Source organism: Emcibacter sp. (genome assembly GCF_048269205.1).
Taxonomy (GTDB): Bacteria; Pseudomonadota; Alphaproteobacteria; order Sphingomonadales; family Emcibacteraceae; genus Emcibacter.
The window spans coordinates 159,437-180,536 of the sequence record NZ_JBLXJC010000001.1 but is presented as its reverse complement, the minus strand read 5'-3'; the positions used below and the strand labels follow the sequence as shown (position 1 = coordinate 180,536).

Annotated in this window: 18 protein-coding genes; 5 read left to right on the top strand and 13 right to left on the bottom strand. The window is 56.5% G+C overall.

The window, feature by feature from the left end; genetic code table 11:
* Nucleotides 1-40 precede the first annotated feature (40 nt).
* From lpdA to zapE, 7 genes are all read right to left on the bottom strand, one after another.
* Entirely contained in the window at nt 41-1,447 is a 1,407-nt protein-coding gene (gene lpdA / locus ACN0YD_RS00845) for a dihydrolipoyl dehydrogenase (RefSeq protein WP_417316744.1), read from the bottom strand.
* Nucleotides 1,448-1,467: 20 nt separating this feature from the next.
* Nucleotides 1,468-2,991: a 2-oxoglutarate dehydrogenase complex dihydrolipoyllysine-residue succinyltransferase gene (gene odhB, locus ACN0YD_RS00840; RefSeq protein ID WP_417316743.1), complete on the bottom strand. Its 1,524-nt coding sequence runs from the start codon at nt 2,989-2,991 to the stop codon at nt 1,468-1,470.
* A 53-nt stretch (nt 2,992-3,044) separates the two neighbouring features.
* Complete coding sequence (locus tag ACN0YD_RS00835; protein WP_417316742.1) at nt 3,045-5,990, bottom strand: 2-oxoglutarate dehydrogenase E1 component; 2,946 nt, start codon at nt 5,988-5,990, stop codon at nt 3,045-3,047.
* 47 nt (nt 5,991-6,037) lie between these two features.
* Entirely contained in the window at nt 6,038-6,913 is an 876-nt protein-coding gene (gene sucD / locus ACN0YD_RS00830; RefSeq protein WP_417316741.1) for a succinate--CoA ligase subunit alpha, read from the bottom strand.
* Nucleotides 6,913-8,082 (bottom strand): ADP-forming succinate--CoA ligase subunit beta, encoded by a 1,170-nt coding sequence (sucC, locus tag ACN0YD_RS00825; protein WP_417316740.1) that lies wholly within the window; start codon nt 8,080-8,082, stop codon nt 6,913-6,915. Before sucC ends, sucD begins: the two co-directional genes overlap by 1 nt.
* Before the next feature lie 116 nt (nt 8,083-8,198).
* Complete coding sequence (gene mdh / locus ACN0YD_RS00820) at nt 8,199-9,161, bottom strand: malate dehydrogenase (RefSeq protein ID WP_417316739.1); 963 nt, start codon at nt 9,159-9,161, stop codon at nt 8,199-8,201.
* 336 nt (nt 9,162-9,497) lie between these two features.
* Complete coding sequence (gene zapE / locus ACN0YD_RS00815; RefSeq protein ID WP_417316738.1) at nt 9,498-10,694, bottom strand: cell division protein ZapE; 1,197 nt, start codon at nt 10,692-10,694, stop codon at nt 9,498-9,500.
* Nucleotides 10,695-10,834: 140 nt separating this feature from the next.
* On the opposite strand from zapE, the gene ACN0YD_RS00810 reads away from it, so the two are divergent.
* The 3 genes from ACN0YD_RS00810 (at nt 10,835) to ACN0YD_RS00800 (ending at nt 12,316) form a co-directional block, all read left to right on the top strand.
* Entirely contained in the window at nt 10,835-11,050 is a 216-nt protein-coding gene (locus ACN0YD_RS00810; protein ID WP_417316737.1) for a hypothetical protein, read from the top strand.
* A gap of 152 nt (nt 11,051-11,202) precedes the next feature.
* The gene (locus tag ACN0YD_RS00805; RefSeq protein ID WP_417316736.1) at nt 11,203-11,424 is read left to right on the top strand and encodes a hypothetical protein; all 222 of its coding nucleotides are present in this window, start codon (nt 11,203-11,205) and stop codon (nt 11,422-11,424) included.
* A gap of 301 nt (nt 11,425-11,725) precedes the next feature.
* Complete coding sequence (locus tag ACN0YD_RS00800) at nt 11,726-12,316, top strand: PEP-CTERM sorting domain-containing protein (RefSeq protein ID WP_417316735.1); 591 nt, start codon at nt 11,726-11,728, stop codon at nt 12,314-12,316.
* Nucleotides 12,317-12,394: 78 nt separating this feature from the next.
* Here the strand turns inward: ACN0YD_RS00800 and ACN0YD_RS00795 are convergent, their stop codons facing one another.
* The 4 genes from ACN0YD_RS00795 to sdhC are packed head-to-tail and all read right to left on the bottom strand — an operon-like array spanning nt 12,395 to nt 15,767.
* Complete coding sequence (locus ACN0YD_RS00795) at nt 12,395-13,177, bottom strand: succinate dehydrogenase iron-sulfur subunit (protein WP_417316734.1); 783 nt, start codon at nt 13,175-13,177, stop codon at nt 12,395-12,397.
* Nucleotides 13,178-13,189: 12 nt separating this feature from the next.
* Complete coding sequence (sdhA, locus tag ACN0YD_RS00790) at nt 13,190-14,977, bottom strand: succinate dehydrogenase flavoprotein subunit (protein WP_417316733.1); 1,788 nt, start codon at nt 14,975-14,977, stop codon at nt 13,190-13,192.
* 17 nt (nt 14,978-14,994) lie between these two features.
* On the bottom strand, nt 14,995-15,384 hold the full coding sequence (sdhD, locus tag ACN0YD_RS00785; protein ID WP_417318819.1) for a succinate dehydrogenase, hydrophobic membrane anchor protein: 390 nt from the start codon (nt 15,382-15,384) through the stop codon (nt 14,995-14,997).
* Nucleotides 15,381-15,767: a succinate dehydrogenase, cytochrome b556 subunit gene (sdhC, locus tag ACN0YD_RS00780; RefSeq protein ID WP_417316732.1), complete on the bottom strand. Its 387-nt coding sequence runs from the start codon at nt 15,765-15,767 to the stop codon at nt 15,381-15,383. The genes sdhD and sdhC overlap by 4 nt, the downstream gene beginning before the upstream one ends.
* A 340-nt stretch (nt 15,768-16,107) precedes the next feature.
* On the opposite strand from sdhC, the gene ACN0YD_RS00775 reads away from it, so the two are divergent.
* Entirely contained in the window at nt 16,108-17,475 is a 1,368-nt protein-coding gene (locus tag ACN0YD_RS00775; protein ID WP_417316731.1) for a hypothetical protein, read from the top strand.
* On the opposite strand, the gene ACN0YD_RS00770 is transcribed toward ACN0YD_RS00775, so the two are convergent.
* Nucleotides 17,458-18,522 carry a MaoC family dehydratase gene (locus ACN0YD_RS00770; RefSeq protein ID WP_417316730.1) on the bottom strand — a complete coding sequence of 355 codons (1,065 nt, stop codon included), beginning with the start codon at nt 18,520-18,522 and terminating at the stop codon, nt 17,458-17,460. The genes ACN0YD_RS00775 and ACN0YD_RS00770 overlap by 18 nt on opposite strands.
* Nucleotides 18,522-19,415 (bottom strand): HpcH/HpaI aldolase/citrate lyase family protein, encoded by an 894-nt coding sequence (locus ACN0YD_RS00765; RefSeq protein WP_417316729.1) that lies wholly within the window; start codon nt 19,413-19,415, stop codon nt 18,522-18,524. The genes ACN0YD_RS00770 and ACN0YD_RS00765 overlap by 1 nt, the downstream gene beginning before the upstream one ends.
* Nucleotides 19,416-19,669: 254 nt before the next feature.
* Here ACN0YD_RS00765 and ACN0YD_RS00760 point away from each other — a divergent pair, with 254 nt between their 5' ends.
* Nucleotides 19,670-21,082, top strand: coding sequence for a M20/M25/M40 family metallo-hydrolase (locus tag ACN0YD_RS00760; RefSeq protein WP_417316728.1), 1,413 nt, complete (start codon nt 19,670-19,672; stop codon nt 21,080-21,082).
* Nucleotides 21,083-21,100 lie beyond the last annotated feature (18 nt).

The window sequence follows — 21,100 nt, the reverse complement described above, 5'->3', positions numbered from 1 at the left end:
CGGCCCGGTGAGGATACGGCTTTTATTTTTAATTAGGCAATTACATATGGATCGGACGGCCTTCGGTGGCCATGGCGGCTTCGCGCACCGCTTCCATTTCCGTCGGATGGGCATGTGATGTATAGGCCAGGTCCTCTGCCGTCAGTCCCTTTTCCACCGCCAGCGCCAGTTCGGCAATCATGTTGCCGGCATCAGCAGCAATAATATGAGCACCGACGACCTTGTCGGTGGCTTTGTCGGTCAGGATTTTCACAAAACCTTCGGTCTGGCCGTTGGCCTTGGCGCGGCTGTTGATGGACATGGGGAACTTGCCGACGGCATAGTCCACACCGTCCTTTTTCAGCTGTTCCTCGGTTTTGCCCACGGAGGCCACTTCCGGCATGGTATAGATCACACCCGGAATGGCGTCATAATTCACATGTCCGGCAAAGCCCGCGATCACCTCGGCCACGGCCACACCCTCGTCCTCGGCCTTGTGGGCCAGCATGGCGCCACGCACCACATCGCCGATGGCATAGATGCCGGGTACATTGGTGCGGAAATGATCATCAATTTCCACCTGACCGCGGTCGGTCATGTTAACACCGGCCTCTTTCAGGCCGAGACCGTCTGTAAAGGGCCTGCGGCCCACAGACACCAGAACCGCATCACACTTGATTTTCTCGGCATCGCCGCCGGCGGCCGGTTCCACCGAAACCGTCACGGTGGTTTTGGTTTTCTTCACTTCGGTGACTTTGCTGGACGTCATGAACTTCATGCCCTGTTTTTTCAGGATGCGCTGGAAGTTCTTGGAGACCTCGCCGTCCATTTCCGGCGTAATACGGTCCAGATATTCGACAACGGTCACTTCGGCGCCAAGCCGGCGCCAGACGGACCCCAGTTCCAGCCCGATCACACCGCCGCCGATCACCACAAGATGCTTGGGCACCTTGGGCAGGGACAGCGCACCGGTGGAGGAGATCACCTGTTTCTCATCAATATCGATCCCCGGCAGGCTTGCCACATCGGAACCGGTCGCGATGACAATGTTTTTGGCCTTGAGCGTTTCCTCACCACCCTTGTTCAGCTTGACACTGACTTCCCCAGCGGATTTGACAGTGCCGGTGCCTTCCAGATAGACGATCTTGTTTTTCTTCATCAGGAAGGCAATACCGTTGGTCAGCTCGGTAACGGTACTGGACTTATGTTCCATCATGGCGTCCAAATCGAGGGAAACCTTGCCGGTTTTCACCCCGAATTTTTCCATACCGTGTTCGGCTTCCTCATACAGCTCGGAAGCATGCAACAGCGCCTTGGAGGGGATGCAGCCCACATTCAGGCAGGTACCACCAAGCGCGCCGCGTTTCTCCACAATGGCTGTCTTCAAGCCGAGCTGGGCCGCGCGGATCGCAGCCACATAACCGCCCGGGCCACCGCCGATGACAACAACGTCATAAGTATCGCTCATAAAATTTCCTCTCTTAACCCTTAGAGATCCAGAATCAGGCGCTGCGGATCTTCCAGATTTTCCTTCACACGCACCAGGAAGGTCACGGCCCCTTTGCCGTCCACAATCCGGTGATCATAGCTGAGCGCCAGATACATCATCGGCCGGACGACAATCTGGCCGTTTTCCACCATCGCCCGCTCCTTGATGGCATGCATGCCCAGAATACCGGACTGGGGCGCATTCAGGATCGGGGAAGACATCAGGGATCCGAAAATACCACCATTGGAAATGGTGAACGTCCCGCCGGTCATCTCGTCCATGCTCAGCTTGCCGTCACGGGCACGCTTTCCGAGCCGGGCGATTTCATTCTCGATTTCCGAGAAACTGCGATTTTCACAGCCGCGCACCACCGGAACCACAAGGCCGGCCGGTGTGCTGGCGGCAACGCCGATGTCATAATAGTTTTTATAGAGAATGGCATCTTCGCGAACTTCCGCGTTCACTTCCGGTACTTCCCGGAGGGCCTGGACGCAGGCCTTGACGAAGAAAGACATGAAGCCGAGACGGCTGCCGTGTTTCTTCTCGAAAACTTCCTTGTACTGGTTGCGCAGTGCAATGACCGCAGACATGTCCACCTCGTTATAGGTGGTCAGCATGGCCGCCGTGTTCTGGGCGTCCTTCAGGCGCTTGGCGATTGTCCGGCGTAGCCGGGTCATGGGCACCACTTCCTCGCGGGGCAGGGCGCCTTCCTCAGTCCCTGCAGCGGGAGCCGCCGCCTGGGCAGGAACTGCCGCAGAAGCCTGGCCGCCAGAGGCATAGGCCAGCACATCGGCCTTGGTAACCATACCCCCTTCACCGGTCCCTCTCACCTTGGAAATATCGATACCTTTTTCCTTGGCTGTTTCTGCCGCGGAAGCCCGTACATTTGCGCCGGCCGGTGCCGACACAGAAGGCGTTGCCGCAGCCGGGGCCGGTTTCGCTGCAGGTGCCGCAGCCTTGGGTGCCGCAGACCCCTGTGATGCGCCGTCGATGGTCGCCAGCAGAGCGCCAAGCTCCACGGTCGCTCCTTCGGGTGCAACAATTTTCGCCAGGGCGCCGGAAACCGGGGCATTGACTTCCAGAGCCACCTTGTCTGTTTCCAGTTCACAGATCGGCTCGTCCTGGGTCACGGCCTCGCCTTCCGCCTTCAGCCATTTACCGACAGTGGCCTCGGTAACTGATTCACCAAGGGCCGGGACGTGAACTTCCATCAGGCTGCCGCCGCCGGATTTCGGAGCTTCCTCTTTTTTGGCTGCCGGGGCCGGGGCAGAAGCCGCAGCTTCACCGCTTTCTGAGATTTTGGCAAGAACCGCGCCGACTTCCACATTGGCGCCTTCCTCGGCGATGATTTCAGACAGCACACCTGCGGCGGTCGCATTGACTTCAAGGGCAACCTTGTCGGTTTCCAGTTCGCAGATCGGTTCATCAACGGCTACCGTATCACCTACGGATTTCAACCATTTCCCGACTGTGGCTTCGGTGACGGACTCACCCAGTGCCGGAACCTGAATTTCAATGGCCATTAGCCCAACTCCTTCGTCTTTTATAACTTTTTCAATAGCCTGCCGGTCTTTGCCTATTTAATCGTCAGGGCAAGATCGACCAGCGCTGTCTGTTCATCCTTGTGGCGTGAGGCGAGACCTGTCGCCGTAGAGGCGGACGGCTTGCGTCCGGCATAGAGCGGCCGTTGCGGCTTGCCATCAACCTCTTCCAGCGTTTCCTCGATATAGGGCGCAATGAAGCTCCAGGCCCCCATGTTTTTCGGCTCTTCCTGACACCAGACCACCGTCTCAAGGTTTTTAAATCGCTTCAGCTCGGCGGCTACGGCATTTTTGGGATAAGGATAAAGCTGCTCGACGCGCATGAGATAGGTATCATCCTGATTGCGCCGGTCCCGCTCTTCAAGAAGTTCGTAGTAGACCTTGCCGGTACACATCACGACCCGCTTGATATCCTTGTCCTTCTTGAGGCGGATGCTGGTGCCGGGATGGGATTCCGCATTGTCCCACAGAACCCTGTGGAATTCGGTATCTGCGCCCATCTCATCCAGGCTGGAGACAGCCATCTTGTGCCGCAGTAATGATTTCGGTGTCATCATGATCAGCGGTTTTCGGAACTTGCGCTTCATCTGACGACGCAGGATATGGAAATAGTTGGCCGGTGTCGTACAGTTGGCCACCTGCATGTTGTCCTCGGCGCAGGCCTGAAGATAACGTTCCAGGCGTGCGGAACTATGCTCCGGCCCCTGGCCCTCATAGCCGTGCGGCAAAAGCATCACAAGACCACTCATACGCAGCCATTTGGCTTCGCCAGAGGAAATGAACTGATCGATGATGACCTGGGCGCCATTGGCAAAGTCACCGAACTGGGCCTCCCAAAGGGTCAGTGTATTGGGTTCCGCCAGGGAATAGCCATATTCAAAACCAAGCACACCCATTTCGGAAAGGGCGCTGTCGATCACCTCAAAAGTCGCCGGCCCCTCTTCCATATCGGCCAGCGCCCGGAGCGGTGTGTAACGCTCTTCGGTTTCCTGGTCGACAAAAACGGAGTGACGCTGGGAGAAGGTGCCGCGCTGGCTGTCCTGGCCGGACAGGCGAACGCTGTGGCCTTCCCGGATCAACGTGCCGAAAGCCAGAGCCTCGGCCGTTGCCCAGTCAATCCCCTCACCGCTTTCGAACATTTGCGCCTTGGCGTCAAGGCCGCGCTGCAGGGTCCGGTGCACGGAAAAACCTTCCGGCACATCGGTCAGCACCCGGCCGACTTCCCGCAGGGTTGCCGTGTCCACACCGGTACCGGCGGAACGTCGCAGATCATCATCCGGGCGCTCCAGGCCACTCCAGCGGCCACCGAACCAGTCCGCCTTGTCCGGCTTGTAACCACCGGCAGCTTCCATTTCCACATCCAGAAAACGATGGAAATCCTGCAGCATATTGTCCGCTTCTTCCTGGGTGAGCAGGCCTTCGCGCACAAGACGCTCGGCATACAGGCTCCGTGTACTCGGATGATTCCTGATCCGCTTGTACATCAGCGGCTGGGTAAACATGGGTTCATCACCCTCGTTATGGCCGAAACGGCGATAACAGAAAATGTCAACCACCACGTCAGATTTGAAGGTCTGGCGGAATTCGGTGGCGATTTTCATCACATAGACCACCGCTTCCGGGTCATCCCCGTTCACATGAAACACCGGCGCCTGGATGGCCTTGGCCATGTCGGACGGGTAGGGGGAGGAACGGGAATAATGTGGCGAGGTGGTAAAGCCTATCTGGTTGTTCACCACCACATGGATGGTCCCGCCGGTCTGATAGCCCTTGAGGCCGCTCAGTGCAAAACATTCGGCCACAAGACCCTGCCCGGAAAAAGCCGCATCGCCGTGCATCAACAAGGTCAGAACCGATGTTCCTTCCCGATCGCTGCGCTGGGCCAGCTTGGCGCGGGTCTTCCCGAGCGCCACCGGATTCACCGCTTCCAGATGGGACGGGTTGGCGGTCAGCGACAGATGCACCGTATTGCCGTCAAACTCACGGTCCGAGGAAGCACCCAGATGGTATTTCACATCGCCGGAGCCTTCCACATCGTCCGGGTTGGAAGACCCGCCGTGGAATTCGTGGAAAATCGCCCGGTAAGGCTTGCCCATCACGCTGGAAAGCACATTGAGGCGCCCCCGGTGCGGCATGCCGATGACAATTTCCTGCACACCATTATGTCCGCCAGTCTTGATAATACCTTCAAGGGCGGGAATCAGGGCCTCGCCGCCGTCCAGACCAAAGCGCTTGGTGCCGATATATTTTTTGGCCAGATACTGTTCGAAGGCTTCCGCCTCGGTCAGTTTCTGGAGAATGGCCATCTTGCCTTCATTGGTAAAATGAATTTCCTTGTCCCGGCCCTCGATACGGCTCTGGATCCAGGCCTTTTCCTCGGGTTCGTTGATGTGCATGAATTCCACACCGACAGAGGAACAATAGGTTCTTTTGACAATTTCCAGAACCTCGCGCACGGTGGCGGTCTCCAGCCCCAGCACATTGTCGAGAAAGATGGGACGATCCATGTCCTCTTCCCCGAAGCCGTAAGTGGCCGGGTCGAGTTCCGGATGATAGGCCCGTTCCGTCAGTTCAAGGGGGTCAAGCCGGGCCATCAGATGACCACGCACCCGGTAGGTGCGGATCATCATCAGGCAACGGATTGAATCAAGAGTCGCAGAACGGATTTCCTCTTCCGACGCACCGCCGGCAGCCGGCTTTTTCTTCGGTGCGGCAGGAGGCTCGTATCCCGGATCGAGAGCGTCAATATAGCTTTCCGCTCCATTGCCGGTCTGCGGCCAGTCGCTTCGCGACCAGGAGGCCGAGGTCCTTTCCTTGCCCGCCTGCATCAATGCCTGGGCATCGGCAGCGAGTTCCTGGAAATACGTCTGCCAGGACGGATCCACACTGTTGGGATCCCGGGAATAACGAAGAAAGAGTTCTTCCACAAAGGCTCCGCTGGAGCCGCTAAAAAGACCTTCGGTTTCTGGTTCTGCACTCATGTTGGCCGGATGCGGGATTCCCCGCACCCTCCCTGTCTAAAGTTACGTTAGGATTTCAAAACATCCGCCAGAGTTGTACCCAGTTCGGACGGGGAATCCGCCACGGTAATACCGGCACTCTTCATGGCATCGATCTTGTCATCAGCACCGCCCTTGCCACCGGAAACGATAGCACCGGCGTGGCCCATTGTGCGGCCCGGAGGCGCCGTACGACCGGCAATAAAGCCGACTACGGGTTTCTTGACCTTGGAGGATTTCAGGAATTCAGCTGCTTCCTCCTCGGCGGAGCCGCCGATTTCACCGATCATAATGATGGATTCCGTCTGGTCATCGCCCAGGAAACCCTCGAGCACATCAATAAAGTTGGTGCCGTTGACCGGATCGCCGCCGATACCCACACATGTGGTCTGGCCGAGACCGACCGCAGTGGTCTGTGCCACGGCTTCATAGGTCAATGTACCGGAACGGGACACAATGCCCACATTGCCCTTCTTGTGAATGTGACCGGGCATAATGCCGATTTTACATTCACCGGGGGTAATGATACCCGGGCAGTTGGGGCCGATCAGGCGGGTTTTGGAGCCCTGCAGGGCGCGCTTCACCTTGACCATGTCCAGTACCGGAATACCCTCGGTGATACAGACGGCCAGTTCGACCTCTGCATCAATGGCTTCCAGAATAGCGTCAGCCGCAAATGGCGGCGGCACATAAATCACGGAAGCGTTGGCGCCAGTCGCTTCAACCGCATCACCAACTGTGTTGAACACCGGCAGGTCGAGATGGGTTGTCCCACCCTTGCCCGGAGTTACACCGCCAACCATTTTTGTACCGTAGGCAATGGCCTGTTCGGAATGGAATGTGCCCTGGGCACCGGTGAACCCCTGACAGATTACCTTGGTTTCACTGTTTACAAGAATAGACATCAGGAAGCCTCCTTCACCGCTTTGACCACTTTCTCAGCGGCATCACCCAGATCGTCGGCAGACAGAATGGTCAGACCGGAGTCCGCCAGGATCTTCTTACCTTTTTCAACGTTCGTCCCTTCGAGACGCACCACCAGCGGTACGGAAAGGGAGACTTCCTTGGCCGCAGCAACCACACCGTCGGCAATCACGTCACAACGCATGATACCGCCGAAGATATTGACCAGAATGCCTTCCACGTTGCTGTCGGACAGAATGATCTTGAAAGCCTCGGTCACACGTTCCTTGGTGGCACCACCGCCCACGTCCAGGAAGTTGGCCGGTTCGCCGCCTTTCAGTTTGATGATATCCATGGTCGCCATGGCCAGACCAGCGCCGTTGACCATGCAGCCAATGTTGCCGTCAAGCTTGATGTAGTTCAGCTCATGCTTGGCAGCTTCCAGTTCCATCGGATCCTCTTCATCGGGATCGCGCAGTTCAACCACATCCTTATGGCGGAACAGGGCGTTGCCGTCGAAGCCCATCTTGGCATCAAGAACGATCATGTCACCTGCTTCCGTCACCACCAGCGGGTTGATTTCCAGCAGGGAAGCGTCCTTTTCCACAAAGGCGTTGTAGAGAGAGGATATTACTTTCACGCAGGCTGATGCGGTCTTGCCTTCAAGGCCGAGACCGTAAGCCACCTTGCGGCAATGGAAGCCGGAGAGGCCGGTTGCCGGGTCGATGGTGATCGTAATGATTTTCTCAGGTGTTTCAGCGGCCACTTCCTCGATGTCCATGCCGCCTTCCGTAGACGCCATGATGGCCACATGACCAGTGGCGCGATCCACCAGCAGGCTGAGGTAAAGTTCATTGGCAATGGCGCATCCGTCCTCGATATAGACGCGGCGGACTTCCTTGCCTTCCGGACCGGTTTGATGGGTCACCAGGGTCATGCCCAGCATTTCGCCGGCAACTTTTTTGACTTCCTCAAGTGATTTCACCACTTTCACACCGCCGCCTTTACCGCGACCGCCGGCATGGATCTGGGACTTGACCACCCAGACCGGGCCGCCGAGTTCCTTGGCCACAGATTCAGCTTCCTGCGCCGTGTAGGCCACGCCGCCTTTCAGGACAGGCGCCCCGAACTGGCTCAGCAGGCCTTTCGCTTGATATTCATGAATATTCATACTGCTTTCCTTATTGATCACCCTGCATCGTCAGGCACGGACTGGGACAGGGCTTCGGTGATAACAGATAAGAATAAACAAATACTTACTCTTACCTGCCCTCGATCAGTTTCAGCTTATGCCAGGGACGGGTCGATTTTCTTGACCGCGTCAATCAGGCCATTCACGGCGGCGACGGAATTCTCGAAACCGGCCTTGTCGTTTTCATCGAACTTGATTTCGACGATTTTCTCGACACCGTTTTCGCCGATGATGACAGGCACGCCCACATACAGGTTATTCAGGCCATACTCACCATTCAGTTCGGCGGCGCAGGGCAGAACCCGGCGCTTGTCCTTGAGATAGGATTCAGCCATGGCAATGGCGGATGTCGCCGGCGCATAAAAAGCGGAACCGGTTTTCAACAGGCCGACAATCTCTGCGCCACCATCACGGGTGCGCTGAATAATGGCGTCCAGTTTCTCCTGGGTGGTCCAGCCCATTTCCACCAGATCGGGGATCGGGATACCGGCCACTGTAGAGTAGCGGGCCAGCGGCACCATGGTGTCGCCGTGGCCGCCGAGCACAAAAGCATTCACATCTTCGACGGAAACATTGAATTCATCAGCCAGGAAGTGCTGGAAGCGGGCGGAGTCCAGAACACCGGCCATGCCGACGACCTTTTTGGCGGGCAGGCCAGAGAATTTCTGCAGTGCCCAGACCATCACGTCCAGCGGGTTGGTGATACAGATCACAAAGGCGTTCGGCGCATTATCGCGAATGCCTTCACCAACAGACTTCATCACTTTCAGGTTGATTTCCAGAAGATCGTCACGGCTCATGCCGGGTTTACGGGGCACACCGGCGGTCACGATGACCACGTCGGCATCCTTGATATCGGCATAATCCTGGGTACCGGTCATTTTTGCGTCAAAGCCTTCCACCGGACCGGACTGGGCCAGGTCAAGCGCCTTACCCTGGGGCAGCCCTTCGGCGATGTCGAAAATCACCACATCTCCCAGTTCCTTGAGCGCCGCCAGATGGGCCAGAGTGCCACCGATCTGACCGCCACCAATGAGCGCAATCTTTTTACGTGCCATGTTGATCTATCTCCTGAATTTTGAATGACTGTGAATTGCCCGGCTTATGACGCCGGTATGAAGCTTTTGCATTTTTTACCCTTTCGCATGTAACGCGATTTGGCAATCCGTGCAAGGATTTCCGACTTTTTGCGGCCCCTGGGACCAATATTTGGCAGATTTTGCCGAAAATCCGGATTTTTCAAGGAAATCCGAGGCTTGCGAGGCGCAATTCTTTACCTTTTGTTCACAAAATCGGGGCGTTTTCATCCGACTCTCTCGCAAAACAGACGTAATTTAAGCAATATCCGATGAAAAATATACAGACCTGTCTGTATCAAGCGCTCAATATTCCGGTTAAACCGCGTGTCCCCTGGCCAGATATTCCTGGCTCTGCATCTCCATAAGGCGGGAAACGGTGCGCTGGAATTCAAAATGTCCATGCCCCTCTTCATACAAATCTTCGGGCGGCACCTCGGCACTACAGAGGAACTTCACATTATTTTCATAGAGCGCATCGATAAAGGTGACAAAGCGCTTTGCTTCGTTCCGGTTGCTGGGCCCGAGTTTTGGAATGCCCACCATGATCACCGTATGATAATGCCAGGCGATCTGCAGATAGTCCGCAGCCCCAAGCGCCGCGCCGCACATTTTCTTGAAGGACACCACAGCAACCCCCCGGTCCGCCACCGGGATGGTGAGCCTGCGTCCTTTTACCTCAAGTTCCTCCGGTCCCACTTTCGAACGATCCGCCACATCATGGTCGGTCAGCCGCCAGAAAGCCTCGGACAGGGCCTTTGTTGCCTCTTCACCCAGCGGGTAATAATAGACGGGCATGCCTTTCATACGCTCGAGCCGGTAATCGGTGGGCCCGTCGAGGGCGATCACCTCCATCCTTTCCTTGAGCATCTCGATGGTCGGTAGAAACAGCTCCCGGTTGAGGCCGCCGATATAAAGGTCATCGGGGATGCGGTTGCTGGTCAACACAATGACCACGCCAAGCTTCATCAGTTCGCCAAACAGGCGGCCCAGGATCATGGCGTCTGTCACATCGGTCACCTGGAATTCATCAAAGCACAGGAGGCGGCTTTCACTGGCTATCTTCCGGCCCAGCGGCGGGATCGGGTCATCCTTGCCCGTGCCCCATTTGGCAATCCGGTCCTCCGCCGACATATAGCGCCATTCATGAATGGCGGCATGGATTTCCAGCATGAAGGCATGGAAATGCACCCGGCGCTTGGCCTCTACCGGGGCCTCGTCGAAAAACAGGTCCATGATCATGGACTTGCCGCGCCCCACATCGCCGTAAATATAAAAGCCCTTCGGGAAGTCGCCGTCTTTTCCCTTGCCGAAAAAGCGCGACAGGAGTCCGTTGCCGGTCCCTTGCCGGGCAAATTTCTCTTCATAACCCTGCAGCGCCTCGTAAAGGCCCTGAAGTCGGATCATCACCTGTTCCTGTAGCGGATCCTCCCGCAATTCACCGGCATCGCGCCGCCGGTAATAGCGGGCAAGAGGGCCATTTTGTCCGGGAGAAGCTGCAGTTTCTGTGGTCATGACGGGAACAATCAATCGGATGGAATCTGGAAACACTTAAAATTTTAACTGTTTTTATACTTACTGTATTGTAAGACATTACGGCATTACAGCGGAAAAACGTTACACCAAAGCAGTACAACAAAGGGAGAACGAGAACAATGAAGAAAATATTTGAAATCCCTGTCTATAACGAAAAGGTCCGCCAGGCGGTTCGCGCCGGCAGATCCCACGACATGCTTGAAGACAGCTGGGCCGACATGCATCTGATCGAGGTGTCCGCCCATACCCCGGGTGAAGCGCTGGACATTTGTCGTCGCAAACATCCGGAAAAAATGGGGTTTGTTTTCGGGGATATTTTTGAGGCTGCGGTCTGAATGTTCCGCAACCTACGCTTTAACCGAAAATAAAACTTTGTTGTATATTCAGTATTATTGTGTCCCTTGAAGTTGCTTGTTATTCTACTGTCCAGCCGGACGCCACAAGCGACGTCGGAGGGACTAAAGGGTAAAATAGTTGGTGCAAAGCAATGAACAGATATGAAGTTTCCGTGTATAATGAAACCGTGCGTGAGGCCTATGCGCAGGGAAAGAAACACCCCAATTACGGCCAGGAATGGGGTGACCAGCGGTATTTTGAAGTCGAGGCGGAATCTGAAGATGAGGCCCTGCATATCATCCGCAAAAAACACCCTGAACGCCAGGGTTTTGTGGTCACCGATGTGGTCCTGGTGAAAGAATTCATCGACTGATTATAAAAATATCAGCACCTGTCTGAGCCGGTTCCATCTCCGGCTTTTGCAGGTTTTGAACAGTCGTGCTCCCTGATCACCGATCCACCTGTTTCCGGCTCCGAGGCCCGGATCTGGAAAGGGGCACTGTCGGGATTCTTTACATTTTCGGGCAAAAAACTGCTGCCGAAAGCGATAAATTTTCCCCTTACACTACCATCCCATTGAAACAAAACACCTATTTTTGTTCTGGCGTGATTTTTGCTTTAAATTATCTGATTTTCAAAATCTAGTTATCAGATATAAAAGGCAGAATATGAGTATGTTCCAGAAAGTAATAAAACACGCAAGCTTCACATCCCTCCGTAAAACTCTGATCGCAGCCGCCACCGTCGCCTCCCTTGGCCTGTTTGCCGCCCCGGCCCAGGCCAGCCTGATCGGCGACACAGTCAACTGCAGCGCAACATTTGTCTCATGCAACCCTGCTTCCTCTGTCGTAGGGGCAGGATCAGAATTCGAATTGGTTTATACTCCAGTGACCTTTTTTTCGATTGACCTTGGGGCGTCCTCCATCTCGATCGGAAATGTTTTTTCAGACTCTTTGAAAGTCTATTCCGGTGTAAGCGCCCTTCTCAGCGACCTGGATCCGCAGGGCGGAAGCGGGACCATAACCGGCATTGCAAATTTCGTCACCTCCGGCGTCACCGGCATGGTCCTTGAGGATATCAGCTTTGACGATCATAGCGTCAGTATTCTTTTCGACAACAGCTTCTGGGCATTTGACTCTTTTATTTCCTTTGATCTGCTGTTCGCAGAAGCCCGGCAACAGGTCTCCGAACCGGCCGCTCTCGCCCTGCTCGGCCTTGGCCTTGCCGGCATCGGCCTGGCCCGGCGCAGGCAAAGCGCAAAATAACCCGCCTAGACATCAAAAGAAAAGCGGCCCCAACGGGCCGCTTTTTTATTCCTATTGCTTTACGCTTGATCCCGAAGATCACCCCTGACGCTCGACCATCATCTTCTTGATTTCGGCGATGGCTTTGGCCGGGTTCAAGCCCTTGGGGCAGGTGTTGGTACAATTCATGATGGTGTGGCAGCGATAAAGCCGGAAGGGATCTTCCAGCGCATCGAGACGCTCACCGGTATTTTCATCACGGCTGTCCACCAGCCAGCGGTAGGCCTGCAGCAGCACGGCCGGACCGAGATAACGGTCGGAGTTCCACCAGTAGCTCGGGCAGCTGGTGGAGCAGCTGGCGCAGAGGATACATTCATAAAGACCATCCAGTTTGGACCGGTCGTCCCGGCTCTGCAGGCGTTCCTTCCCGGACGGGGCCGGGGTCTGGGTCTGCATCCAGGGCTTGATTGACGCATATTGCGCATAGAAGTTGGTGAGGTCCGGCACCAGATCCTTGACCACATCCATATGCGGCAGCGGATAAATGTTCACGTCGCCCTTGAAATCAGCGATGTCCTTGGTGCAGGCCAGCGTATTCATGCCGCCGATGTTCATGGCGCAGGACCCGCAGACGCCTTCGCGGCAGGACCGGCGGAAGGTCAGGGTCGGATCAATCTCGTTCTTGATTTTGATCAGGGCATCCAACACCATCGGGCCGCATTTGTCCAGGTCCACCTCATAGGTGTCGATGCGCGGGTTCTCGCCGTCATCCTCATTCCAGCGATAAACGTTGAACCGCTTGATGTTGGTGGCTCCGGCTTCGGCTTTCCAGGTTTTGCCTTTGGTATAGCGGGAGTTTTTGGGAAGTCTGAATTCAGCCATAGTCTCTACTCCTTAATACACGCGGGCTTTGGGTTTTATATAGTCGATTTCATCGGTCAGGGTATAGTCATGAACCGGACGATATTCGATGCGGACCTTGCCATCTTCCAGCCAGGCGGAGGTATGTTTCATCCATTCGTCGTCATTACGATCCGGGAAATCTTCCCGGGCATGAGCGCCACGGCTTTCAGTCCGGTTGGCCGCACAATGCATGGTGGTTACCGCATGCATCAGCAGGTTCTCCAGCTCAAGGGTTTCGACCAGATCGCTGTTCCAGGTCAAAGAGCGATCGAACGTTTTGACATCGTTCAGCAGGGCGTAGATTTCATCAATCGCTTTCTGCCCGGCTTCCAGGGTATCCTGTTGACGGAACACAGCGCAGTTGGCCTGCATGGTCCGCTGCATCCTGTCACGAATCTGGGCCGTGGTATGACCGCCATCAGCATAACGGTATTTGTCGAGACGACTCAACGCCAGGTCGGCATCATCGGACGGCAGAGGTTTGTGGGCCGTATTCGGCTTGACCACCTCGGCCACCCGATGGGCGGCGGCGCGGCCAAACACCACCAGGTCAATCAGGCTGTTGGAGCCGAGACGGTTGGCGCCATGCACAGACACACAGGCGGCCTCACCGACAGCCATCAGGCCGGGCACAACCCGGTCCGGATCATCGGTGGACGGGTTTAAGACCTCGCCGTGATAGTTACAGCCAATACCACCCATATTGTAGTGGGCCGTCGGCACCACGGGGATCGGCTGCTTGGTCACGTCAACACCGGCAAAAATGCGCGCGCTTTCGGAAATACCCGGCAGGCGTTCCGCCAGGATCGCCGGATCAAGGTGATCCAGATGCAGGAAGATATGATCCTTATGCTCACCCACACCGCGACCTTCGGAAATCTCCACAGACATGGCGCGGCTGACCACGTCACGACTGGCCAGGTCCTTGGCTGAAGGGGCATAACGTTCCATGAAACGCTCGCCTTCGGAATTCACCAGATATCCGCCTTCGCCGCGCGCACCTTCGGTAATCAGGACGCCAGCGCCGTAAATGCCGGTCGGGTGGAACTGTACAAATTCCAGATCCTGCAGGGGCAGGCCGGCGCGCTGGACCATACCGCCGCCGTCACCGGTGCAGGTATGGGCCGAGGTGGCCGAGAAATAGGTGCGGTTATAACCACCGGTGGCCAGCACGGTCATATGCGCCTTGAAGCGGTGCAATGTGCCGGTGTTCATGTCCAGGCAGATCACCCCGCGGCATTCGCCGTCCACCATGATCAGGTCGATGGCGAAATATTCGACAAAGAAGTCGGTGTCATATTTCAGGGACTGCTGGTACAGGCTGTGCAGCATGGCGTGGCCGGTCCGGTCGGCCGCCGCACAAGTGCGCTGGGCCGGCGGGCCTTCGCCGAATTCGGTGGTCATGCCGCCGAACGGGCGCTGGTAGATCTTGCCTTCCTCGGTACGGGAAAAGGGCACACCGAAATGCTCGAGCTCATAGACGGCTTCCGGGGCCTGGCGCACCATATATTCGATGGCGTCCTGGTCACCGAGCCAGTCGGAGCCCTTGACGGTGTCATACATGTGCCACTGCCAGGTATCCGGACCCATGTTGCCGAGCGAAGCGGCGATACCGCCCTGGGCGGCAACGGTGTGAGACCGGGTCGGGAACACCTTGGAGATACAGGCGGTCTTGAGACCGGCTTCCGCAATCCCCATGGCGGCCCGCAGGCCGGAGCCCCCGGCGCCGATTACAATGGCGTCATAAACGTGATCTGTCAGTTCATATGCTTGTGTCATCTTTTTCTGCTCCTGACCTAGATCGCAACTTTAAGAATGGAAAAGACGGCGGCCACAGCCACCAGAATACAGCCGAAGGTGATGAGCATCTGGATGATGGTTTTCGCGCCTTCACCGTGGACGTAGTCCTCGATAATAACCTGAAGGCCAAGCTTCAGATGATAGAGGCCGGTGGTCACAAACAGGATCATCAGGATTGCCGGGATCGGAGAGGACAGCCAGTTCAGGGCAACTTCAAAGGTGGCATGGGTCATCTGCACCATGCTGGCCACGAACCAGACGGTCAGCGGGATCAGGGCCACGGCGGTGACTTTCTGCATCCACCAGTGATGGGTGCCGCTTTTGGCGGAACCAAGTCCGCGTACTCTGCCAAGAGGTGTGCGCAAGCTCATATCGACCTCCCTTATATCAGGCCATATCCAAAACCCCAGGCAACCAGGGTCAGGATCACGGAACCAAGAAGAACAAGAATATTGGACCGGGAGGTGGTGTCGAGCTCGAAGCCCTTGCCCATATCCCAGAACAGGTGGCGGACGCCGTTACACAGATGCAGCATCAACGCCCAGGTAAAACCGAACAGAACGATCTTGCCCAAAACATTGTCCATGCACGTAAGGAACAGGTCATAAGCCTCGGGCCCCGTGGCCATCGCCAGCAGCCACCAGACCAGCAGCAATATACCGACACCCAGTGCCGCGCCCGTCGCGCGATGAAGAATGGAAAGGACCATATGAAGGCCCCATGCATAGACCTGCAGATGCGGCGAAGTCGGTCGTTGAACCCGAGCCATCTACTACTCCTTTTTTCTTTTGATGGGGGAAGGCCTCCCGCCATCCGAATACACCCTGAAACTGTCTTAGTCATTTCAGGAGGCAAGAGCAAGAGGCTAAGCGCTTAGATGAGAACAGTTCTTAGATATTTATGCATTTTTTGACAAAATCACCATTTAACTGGCCGGTAACCTGCCTGTTTTTATACAGACAAGTCTGTCTTATTTTCTGTTTTTACCTAGAATCAAAGGCTTTGCTGCAAGCCTCCTCTTGCCCGGCATGGTCGCGCTTGACCAAACAGACGTTTGTTGATCTAATTCACGACAACGATAATATAAAACTGCAACCAATAGGGAAATCATGTCACGGAATACACAGGGATATCGTTGGGGGATTTTCCATATCCGGTTCCCCCTTCTTCACATGCGCATCGAATGGCCCGAATTGTTGCAGGGGCTGGTGGTGTCCATCTCCACAGGCCTGGCGCTGGTGCCCCTGCTGGTGATGCATTTCGGCCTGACCTTTGAAGAGGCGATTGCTCTCAGCATGGTCAGTTCCTTCCTGATTACCGCCAGCATTGTATTTTTTGGCGAACCCTATGCCCCCGGCTGGATTACCCCGGCCCTTCCCCTGGCACTGACCTTTGTCCTGGCCGGCTATGACACGCCGACGGAACGGTTCCAGGTGATGACGGCCCTGACCATTGACTTTGCCCTGATCATCTTCTTTCTGGGCATTACCGGCCTTGGCAAGAAACTGATCAATCACATTCCCCGGGCCCTCAAGGCCGGCATTATCCTGGGCGCCGCCATTGCTGCCTTCAAGCGGGTTTTTGTGGATGATCCCACCAACTTCACCGACCGGCCGTGGGCCAGCGGGCTGGCCCTGGCGGCTTGCCTGATCATCGCCTTTTCCGCGCCGTTCCACAGACTGAAGGAAAAGGTTCCGGCCCTGTCCTTTCTGTCCGCCATGGGTCTGCTGCCCGGGTTTATCATCGCCGGTATTGCCGGGGTCATGCTCGGGGAACTGCACATCGACATTGAATGGGGCATTCTGCTGCCGCCCTTTGACAGCATGTGGAGCAAGGCCTCTCCCTTTGCCATCGGCTGGCCCGGCTTCGACATGTATGTGGCCGCCATGCCGATCGCCTTCATGACCTATACCATTTTCTTTGGTGATCTGCTGACCGGCATTACCGTCCTGCAGAAGGCGCAAAAGGACCGGCCGGATGATCCGATCGACATCAATGTGAACCGGTCCCATGTGATCGTCAGCCTGCGCAACGCGCTGATGGCCATTGGCGCGCCCTTTTTCCCGACCCAGGGGGTACTGTGGACCGGCATCCATGTGATTATCGTCGAGCGTTGGCGGCAGGGCCCCGAGAAGATGCAGACCCTGTTCAGCGGGCTTTCAGCCTATTACCTCTATTGCATTCCGCTGTTTTTCCTCATTTTACCGCTGATCACTCTCCTGAAGCCCTTTCTGCATATCGCCCTTTTGCTGACCCTGGCCCTGACCGGCTTTGCCTGCGCCTATATCGCCATGGGGCTGTCGCGCACGACCGAGGAGAGGGGGGTCGCCCTGCTCACCTCGATCATGCTGGTCTATTTCGACAGCTGGATCGGGCTTCTGGTGGGTGTTGCCGCCTGCCTGCTGATCATCGGCATCGACAGTTTCCGGGACGAGGAAAAGCTGGAGAAGGCAGAACGCTTATCGCCGGGGCAATAACAGCCAGAGATCAAGATCAAGCAGAACGCTGGACAGATATTTGCCGTCGGCGTCTTTGTAAGCATGATCCGAAGGCTCATGATCCTTGGTCGCTACAAGCCGCACCCGGAGCGCGCCCACATGATCCTCACCCTTGAGCGCCGCCTTGTCCAGCACCTCGGTCCAGGCATAGACCGTGTCCCCGGCAATACAGGGATTGACGTGGCGGCCCGCGTTGATCGCGGCGATCAGGGCGCCGTTGCCAAGGCCGTTATAGCTCAGTCCCCGGGCCAGTGAAATCACATGGCCGCCGTAAACGATGCGCTCGCCGAGCCGGCCATCCTTCATCATATGCAGGTTGAAATGGACCTTGGCGGTATTCTGGTAAAGCCGGGTCGCCATCATATGGTCCGCCGCCTCGACGGTCATGGCGTCCACATGATTGATCTTTTCGCCCACTTCATAGTCGTCCCAGAAATAGTCCGAGCCCGCAAGCGTGGCGTCATATTTGCTGAAGTCGAGCCCCTGGGGCAGCACCAGGTCTTCTGCCGCCACAACCTCCGGCAGGTCCGGGATCACCGTTTCCGGGGCCGGGCTTGCCGGGTCTTTCTTGTTGACCATGACCCAGCGCACATAAGAGAGCACCACATCGCCATGCTGGTTCAAGCCGGTGGTGCGCACGAACACATTGCCGTTCTTGCCGCTGGAATTCTGCTTGAGACCGATCACTTCACTGACGGCGCTGAGCGTATCGCCCGGGAACACCGGCTGCAGGAACTTGCAGTCCGCATAACCGAGATTGGCCACCGCATTGATGGAGATATCCGGCACCGTTTTGCCAAACACCATATGGAAGGTCAGCATGTCGTCCAGCGGCGCGCGCGGATAACCGCTGGCACGGGCGAATTCGTCGGAAGACTGCAAGGCAAAGCGCGGGCCGTACAGCGCGGTATACAGCGCCACATCACCTTCGGTCACGGTGCGCGGGGTGGCATGATTGAGGATCTGGCCGATTTTGAAATCCTCGAAGAAGTTTCCCTTAAAGGTCTTTTCCGATTTCTGGTCCATTATTCCGCCTCCTGTTCCCTGATCAGCTCGGCCTGGGCGATCAGGCTTTTGGCTACTTCCACATGCAGGTTTTCCACCAGCTTGCCGTCCAGCAATGCCACACCTTTGCCTTCTGCTTCAGCGGCCTCAAAGGCGGCGATGACCGCATGGGCATGCTCGACATCGGCGGCGCTGGGGGCAAAGGCTTCATTGGCAGCAGCAAGCTGCTTGGGATGCAGCAGTGTTTTGCCGTCAAAACCAAGCTCCACACCCTGCTGGCAGGAGGCGACAAGGCCCTCGTCATCATTAAGGTCGGTGAAGGTACCGTCGATCACGGCAATTCCGGCGGCCCGGGCCGCCAGCACACACATGGACAGGCTGGTCAGAATCGGCAGGCGCATCGGCGTATGCCGGGCCTGAAGGTCCTTGACCAGGTCATTGGTGCCCATGACGAACCCGCCAAGGCGCAGGCTTGAATCCGCAATTTCCTCGGCCCGCAAAATACCGCGCGGGGTTTCCATCATGCACCAAAGTGTGGTGGTTTTGGGTGCGCCATATTCCACCAGCAGGTCCTCGGCTTCCTTGACCATGGCAGCGCTTTCCACCTTGGGCAGCAGGATCGCGTCCGGGCCGACCGCGGAAACGGCTTTGATGTCTTCGCGGCCCCAGGGGGTGTCGAGCCCGTTGACCCGGACGATCAGTTCGCGCTTGCCGTAACCGCCGCTCTTGATGGCCTCGGCCACCAGACGGCGGGCCTCTTCCTTGGCATCCACCGCCACCGCATCCTCAAGATCAAGGATCAGACTGTCCGCGGCAAGGCCCTTGGCCTTTTCCAGGGCGCGGGGGTTGGACCCCGGCATATAAAGAACACTTCTTCTGGGTCTTGCTTGATTTGAACTGGATTGATTTGACATGCTTTCCCTCATGACTGCTGTGGCTTTCACATATGGTGCGTGAATTCTTGTTATTTTATTTCACAAACCATTTTGCTTTTGAAATTTGCTTATAGTCATTTTTTTGGTGCAATGCAAGATGCTGCGCTGCAAAATTTTTTATCAAATCCCTGCATGGAGGTTATTCATCCTCAACATCATTATTTGGGTTGAAACCCCTGGCCAGTTGTACCAGACTTGCGGTCCAACAAACAATAAACCATCGGGGATATCAAATGTCATTTAGAAGCTTTTCCGGCGCCTGTGCCGTTCTTGCCATAAGCAGCAGTCTTTTTTCCCACCCTTTGCAGGCAGAAGATATTCTGTCGGAACAGATCAAATCAACAGCCCTTGAGCTTAAGGAAACAGCCCTCAAAGCGGGACTCGCCTACGAGCTGGACGAATCCCTCAGCACTGAAGTCGGCGCCCGCCGGGTCGGCACCCCGGGCGACAAAAAAGGCGTGGACTGGGCCGTGGCCAAAATGAAGGCGCTGGGCTTTGACAAAGTCTGGACCGAGGAAGTCACCCATGTGATGTGGGAGCGGGGCGAGATCAACGCCGAGGTCATCAGCCCCTATCCCCATAAAATGACCGCCATCGCGCTCGGCGGCTCCGTCGGCACCCCAGAGGGCGGCATCAAAGCGGAAGTGGTGGAGTTCGAGAATTTCGCCGCCCTGCAGGCTGCCGCACCGGATAGCCTGACCGGCAAAATCGCCTATGTGTCTTACCGCATGGAGCGGAAAATCGACGGCTCCGGTTACGGCCCGGCGGTAATCGCCCGCGGCCAGGGTGCCATCGAGGCCGCCAAACGCGGCGCCGTGGCCTTTATCATGCGTTCGGTTGGTACCGACAACAACCGGCTCGGCCATACCGGCGGCATGAAATATGAGGACGGCGTGCCGATGATCCCGGCAGCGGCCCTGTCCAACCCCGATGCGGATATCCTGTCAAACCAGATCCGGCGCGGCAAACCGGTGACCTTCAAACTGACCCAGTCTTCAAGCCGCCACGATGCCACCGTGGTCAAAACCGCCAATGTGATCGGCGAGGTGACCGGCCGGGAAACACCGGAGGATTATGTGGTCCTCGGCTCGCACCTGGACAGCTGGGACGTGGGCACCGGCGCCGTCGATGACGGCATTGGTGTGACCATCACCATGGCCGCCGGCAAACATATCCTTGACCTTCCCCAGCGCCCAAAGCGCTCCATCCGGGTGGTCCTGTTCGGGGCCGAGGAAGTGGGCCTGATCGGTGTCCGTCAGTATTTGGAGAAGAACCAGGCGGAAATTGGCCATCATGTGATCGGCGCGGAATGGGATTTCGGGGTTGGTCGCATCTATGAAATGAAACCGGGTGTGGGGCCCGAGGCGCTCAACGCGATCCGGGAAATGGCCGAACTGTTCGCACCAATGGGTGTTTCCCTCAGTCCCGACAATGACGCCAAAGGCCAGTCAGACCTGAGTATTCTGGGCAATGCCGGCATGCCGGCGGTGAACTTCAGCCCGGACGGCAGCCTTTATTTCGATTATCACCATACCGATAACGATACCTTCGACAAGGTCGACCCGGAGGCCATGAAGATCAACACGGCAATCTATACCATGTTCGCGTATCTTGCCGCCGAAAGCGGTGTGAATTTCCGAAAATAGCTATTAGCTTGGAAAGCC

Coding starts and splice junctions, on each gene's coding strand:
- lpdA (WP_417316744.1), bottom strand. CDS start 1,447: ATGAGCGATACTTATGACGTTGTTGTCATCGGCGGTGGCCCGGGCGGT.
- odhB (WP_417316743.1), bottom strand. CDS start 2,991: ATGGCCATTGAAATTCAGGTTCCGGCACTGGGTGAGTCCGTCACCGAA.
- ACN0YD_RS00835 (WP_417316742.1), bottom strand. CDS start 5,990: ATGAGTGCAGAACCAGAAACCGAAGGTCTTTTTAGCGGCTCCAGCGGA.
- sucD (WP_417316741.1), bottom strand. CDS start 6,913: ATGTCTATTCTTGTAAACAGTGAAACCAAGGTAATCTGTCAGGGGTTC.
- sucC (WP_417316740.1), bottom strand. CDS start 8,082: ATGAATATTCATGAATATCAAGCGAAAGGCCTGCTGAGCCAGTTCGGG.
- mdh (WP_417316739.1), bottom strand. CDS start 9,161: ATGGCACGTAAAAAGATTGCGCTCATTGGTGGCGGTCAGATCGGTGGC.
- zapE (WP_417316738.1), bottom strand. CDS start 10,694: ATGACCACAGAAACTGCAGCTTCTCCCGGACAAAATGGCCCTCTTGCC.
- ACN0YD_RS00810 (WP_417316737.1), top strand. CDS start 10,835: ATGAAGAAAATATTTGAAATCCCTGTCTATAACGAAAAGGTCCGCCAG.
- ACN0YD_RS00805 (WP_417316736.1), top strand. CDS start 11,203: ATGAACAGATATGAAGTTTCCGTGTATAATGAAACCGTGCGTGAGGCC.
- ACN0YD_RS00800 (WP_417316735.1), top strand. CDS start 11,726: ATGTTCCAGAAAGTAATAAAACACGCAAGCTTCACATCCCTCCGTAAA.
- ACN0YD_RS00795 (WP_417316734.1), bottom strand. CDS start 13,177: ATGGCTGAATTCAGACTTCCCAAAAACTCCCGCTATACCAAAGGCAAA.
- sdhA (WP_417316733.1), bottom strand. CDS start 14,977: ATGACACAAGCATATGAACTGACAGATCACGTTTATGACGCCATTGTA.
- sdhC (WP_417316732.1), bottom strand. CDS start 15,767: ATGGCTCGGGTTCAACGACCGACTTCGCCGCATCTGCAGGTCTATGCA.
- ACN0YD_RS00775 (WP_417316731.1), top strand. CDS start 16,108: ATGTCACGGAATACACAGGGATATCGTTGGGGGATTTTCCATATCCGG.
- ACN0YD_RS00770 (WP_417316730.1), bottom strand. CDS start 18,522: ATGGACCAGAAATCGGAAAAGACCTTTAAGGGAAACTTCTTCGAGGAT.
- ACN0YD_RS00765 (WP_417316729.1), bottom strand. CDS start 19,415: ATGTCAAATCAATCCAGTTCAAATCAAGCAAGACCCAGAAGAAGTGTT.
- ACN0YD_RS00760 (WP_417316728.1), top strand. CDS start 19,670: ATGTCATTTAGAAGCTTTTCCGGCGCCTGTGCCGTTCTTGCCATAAGC.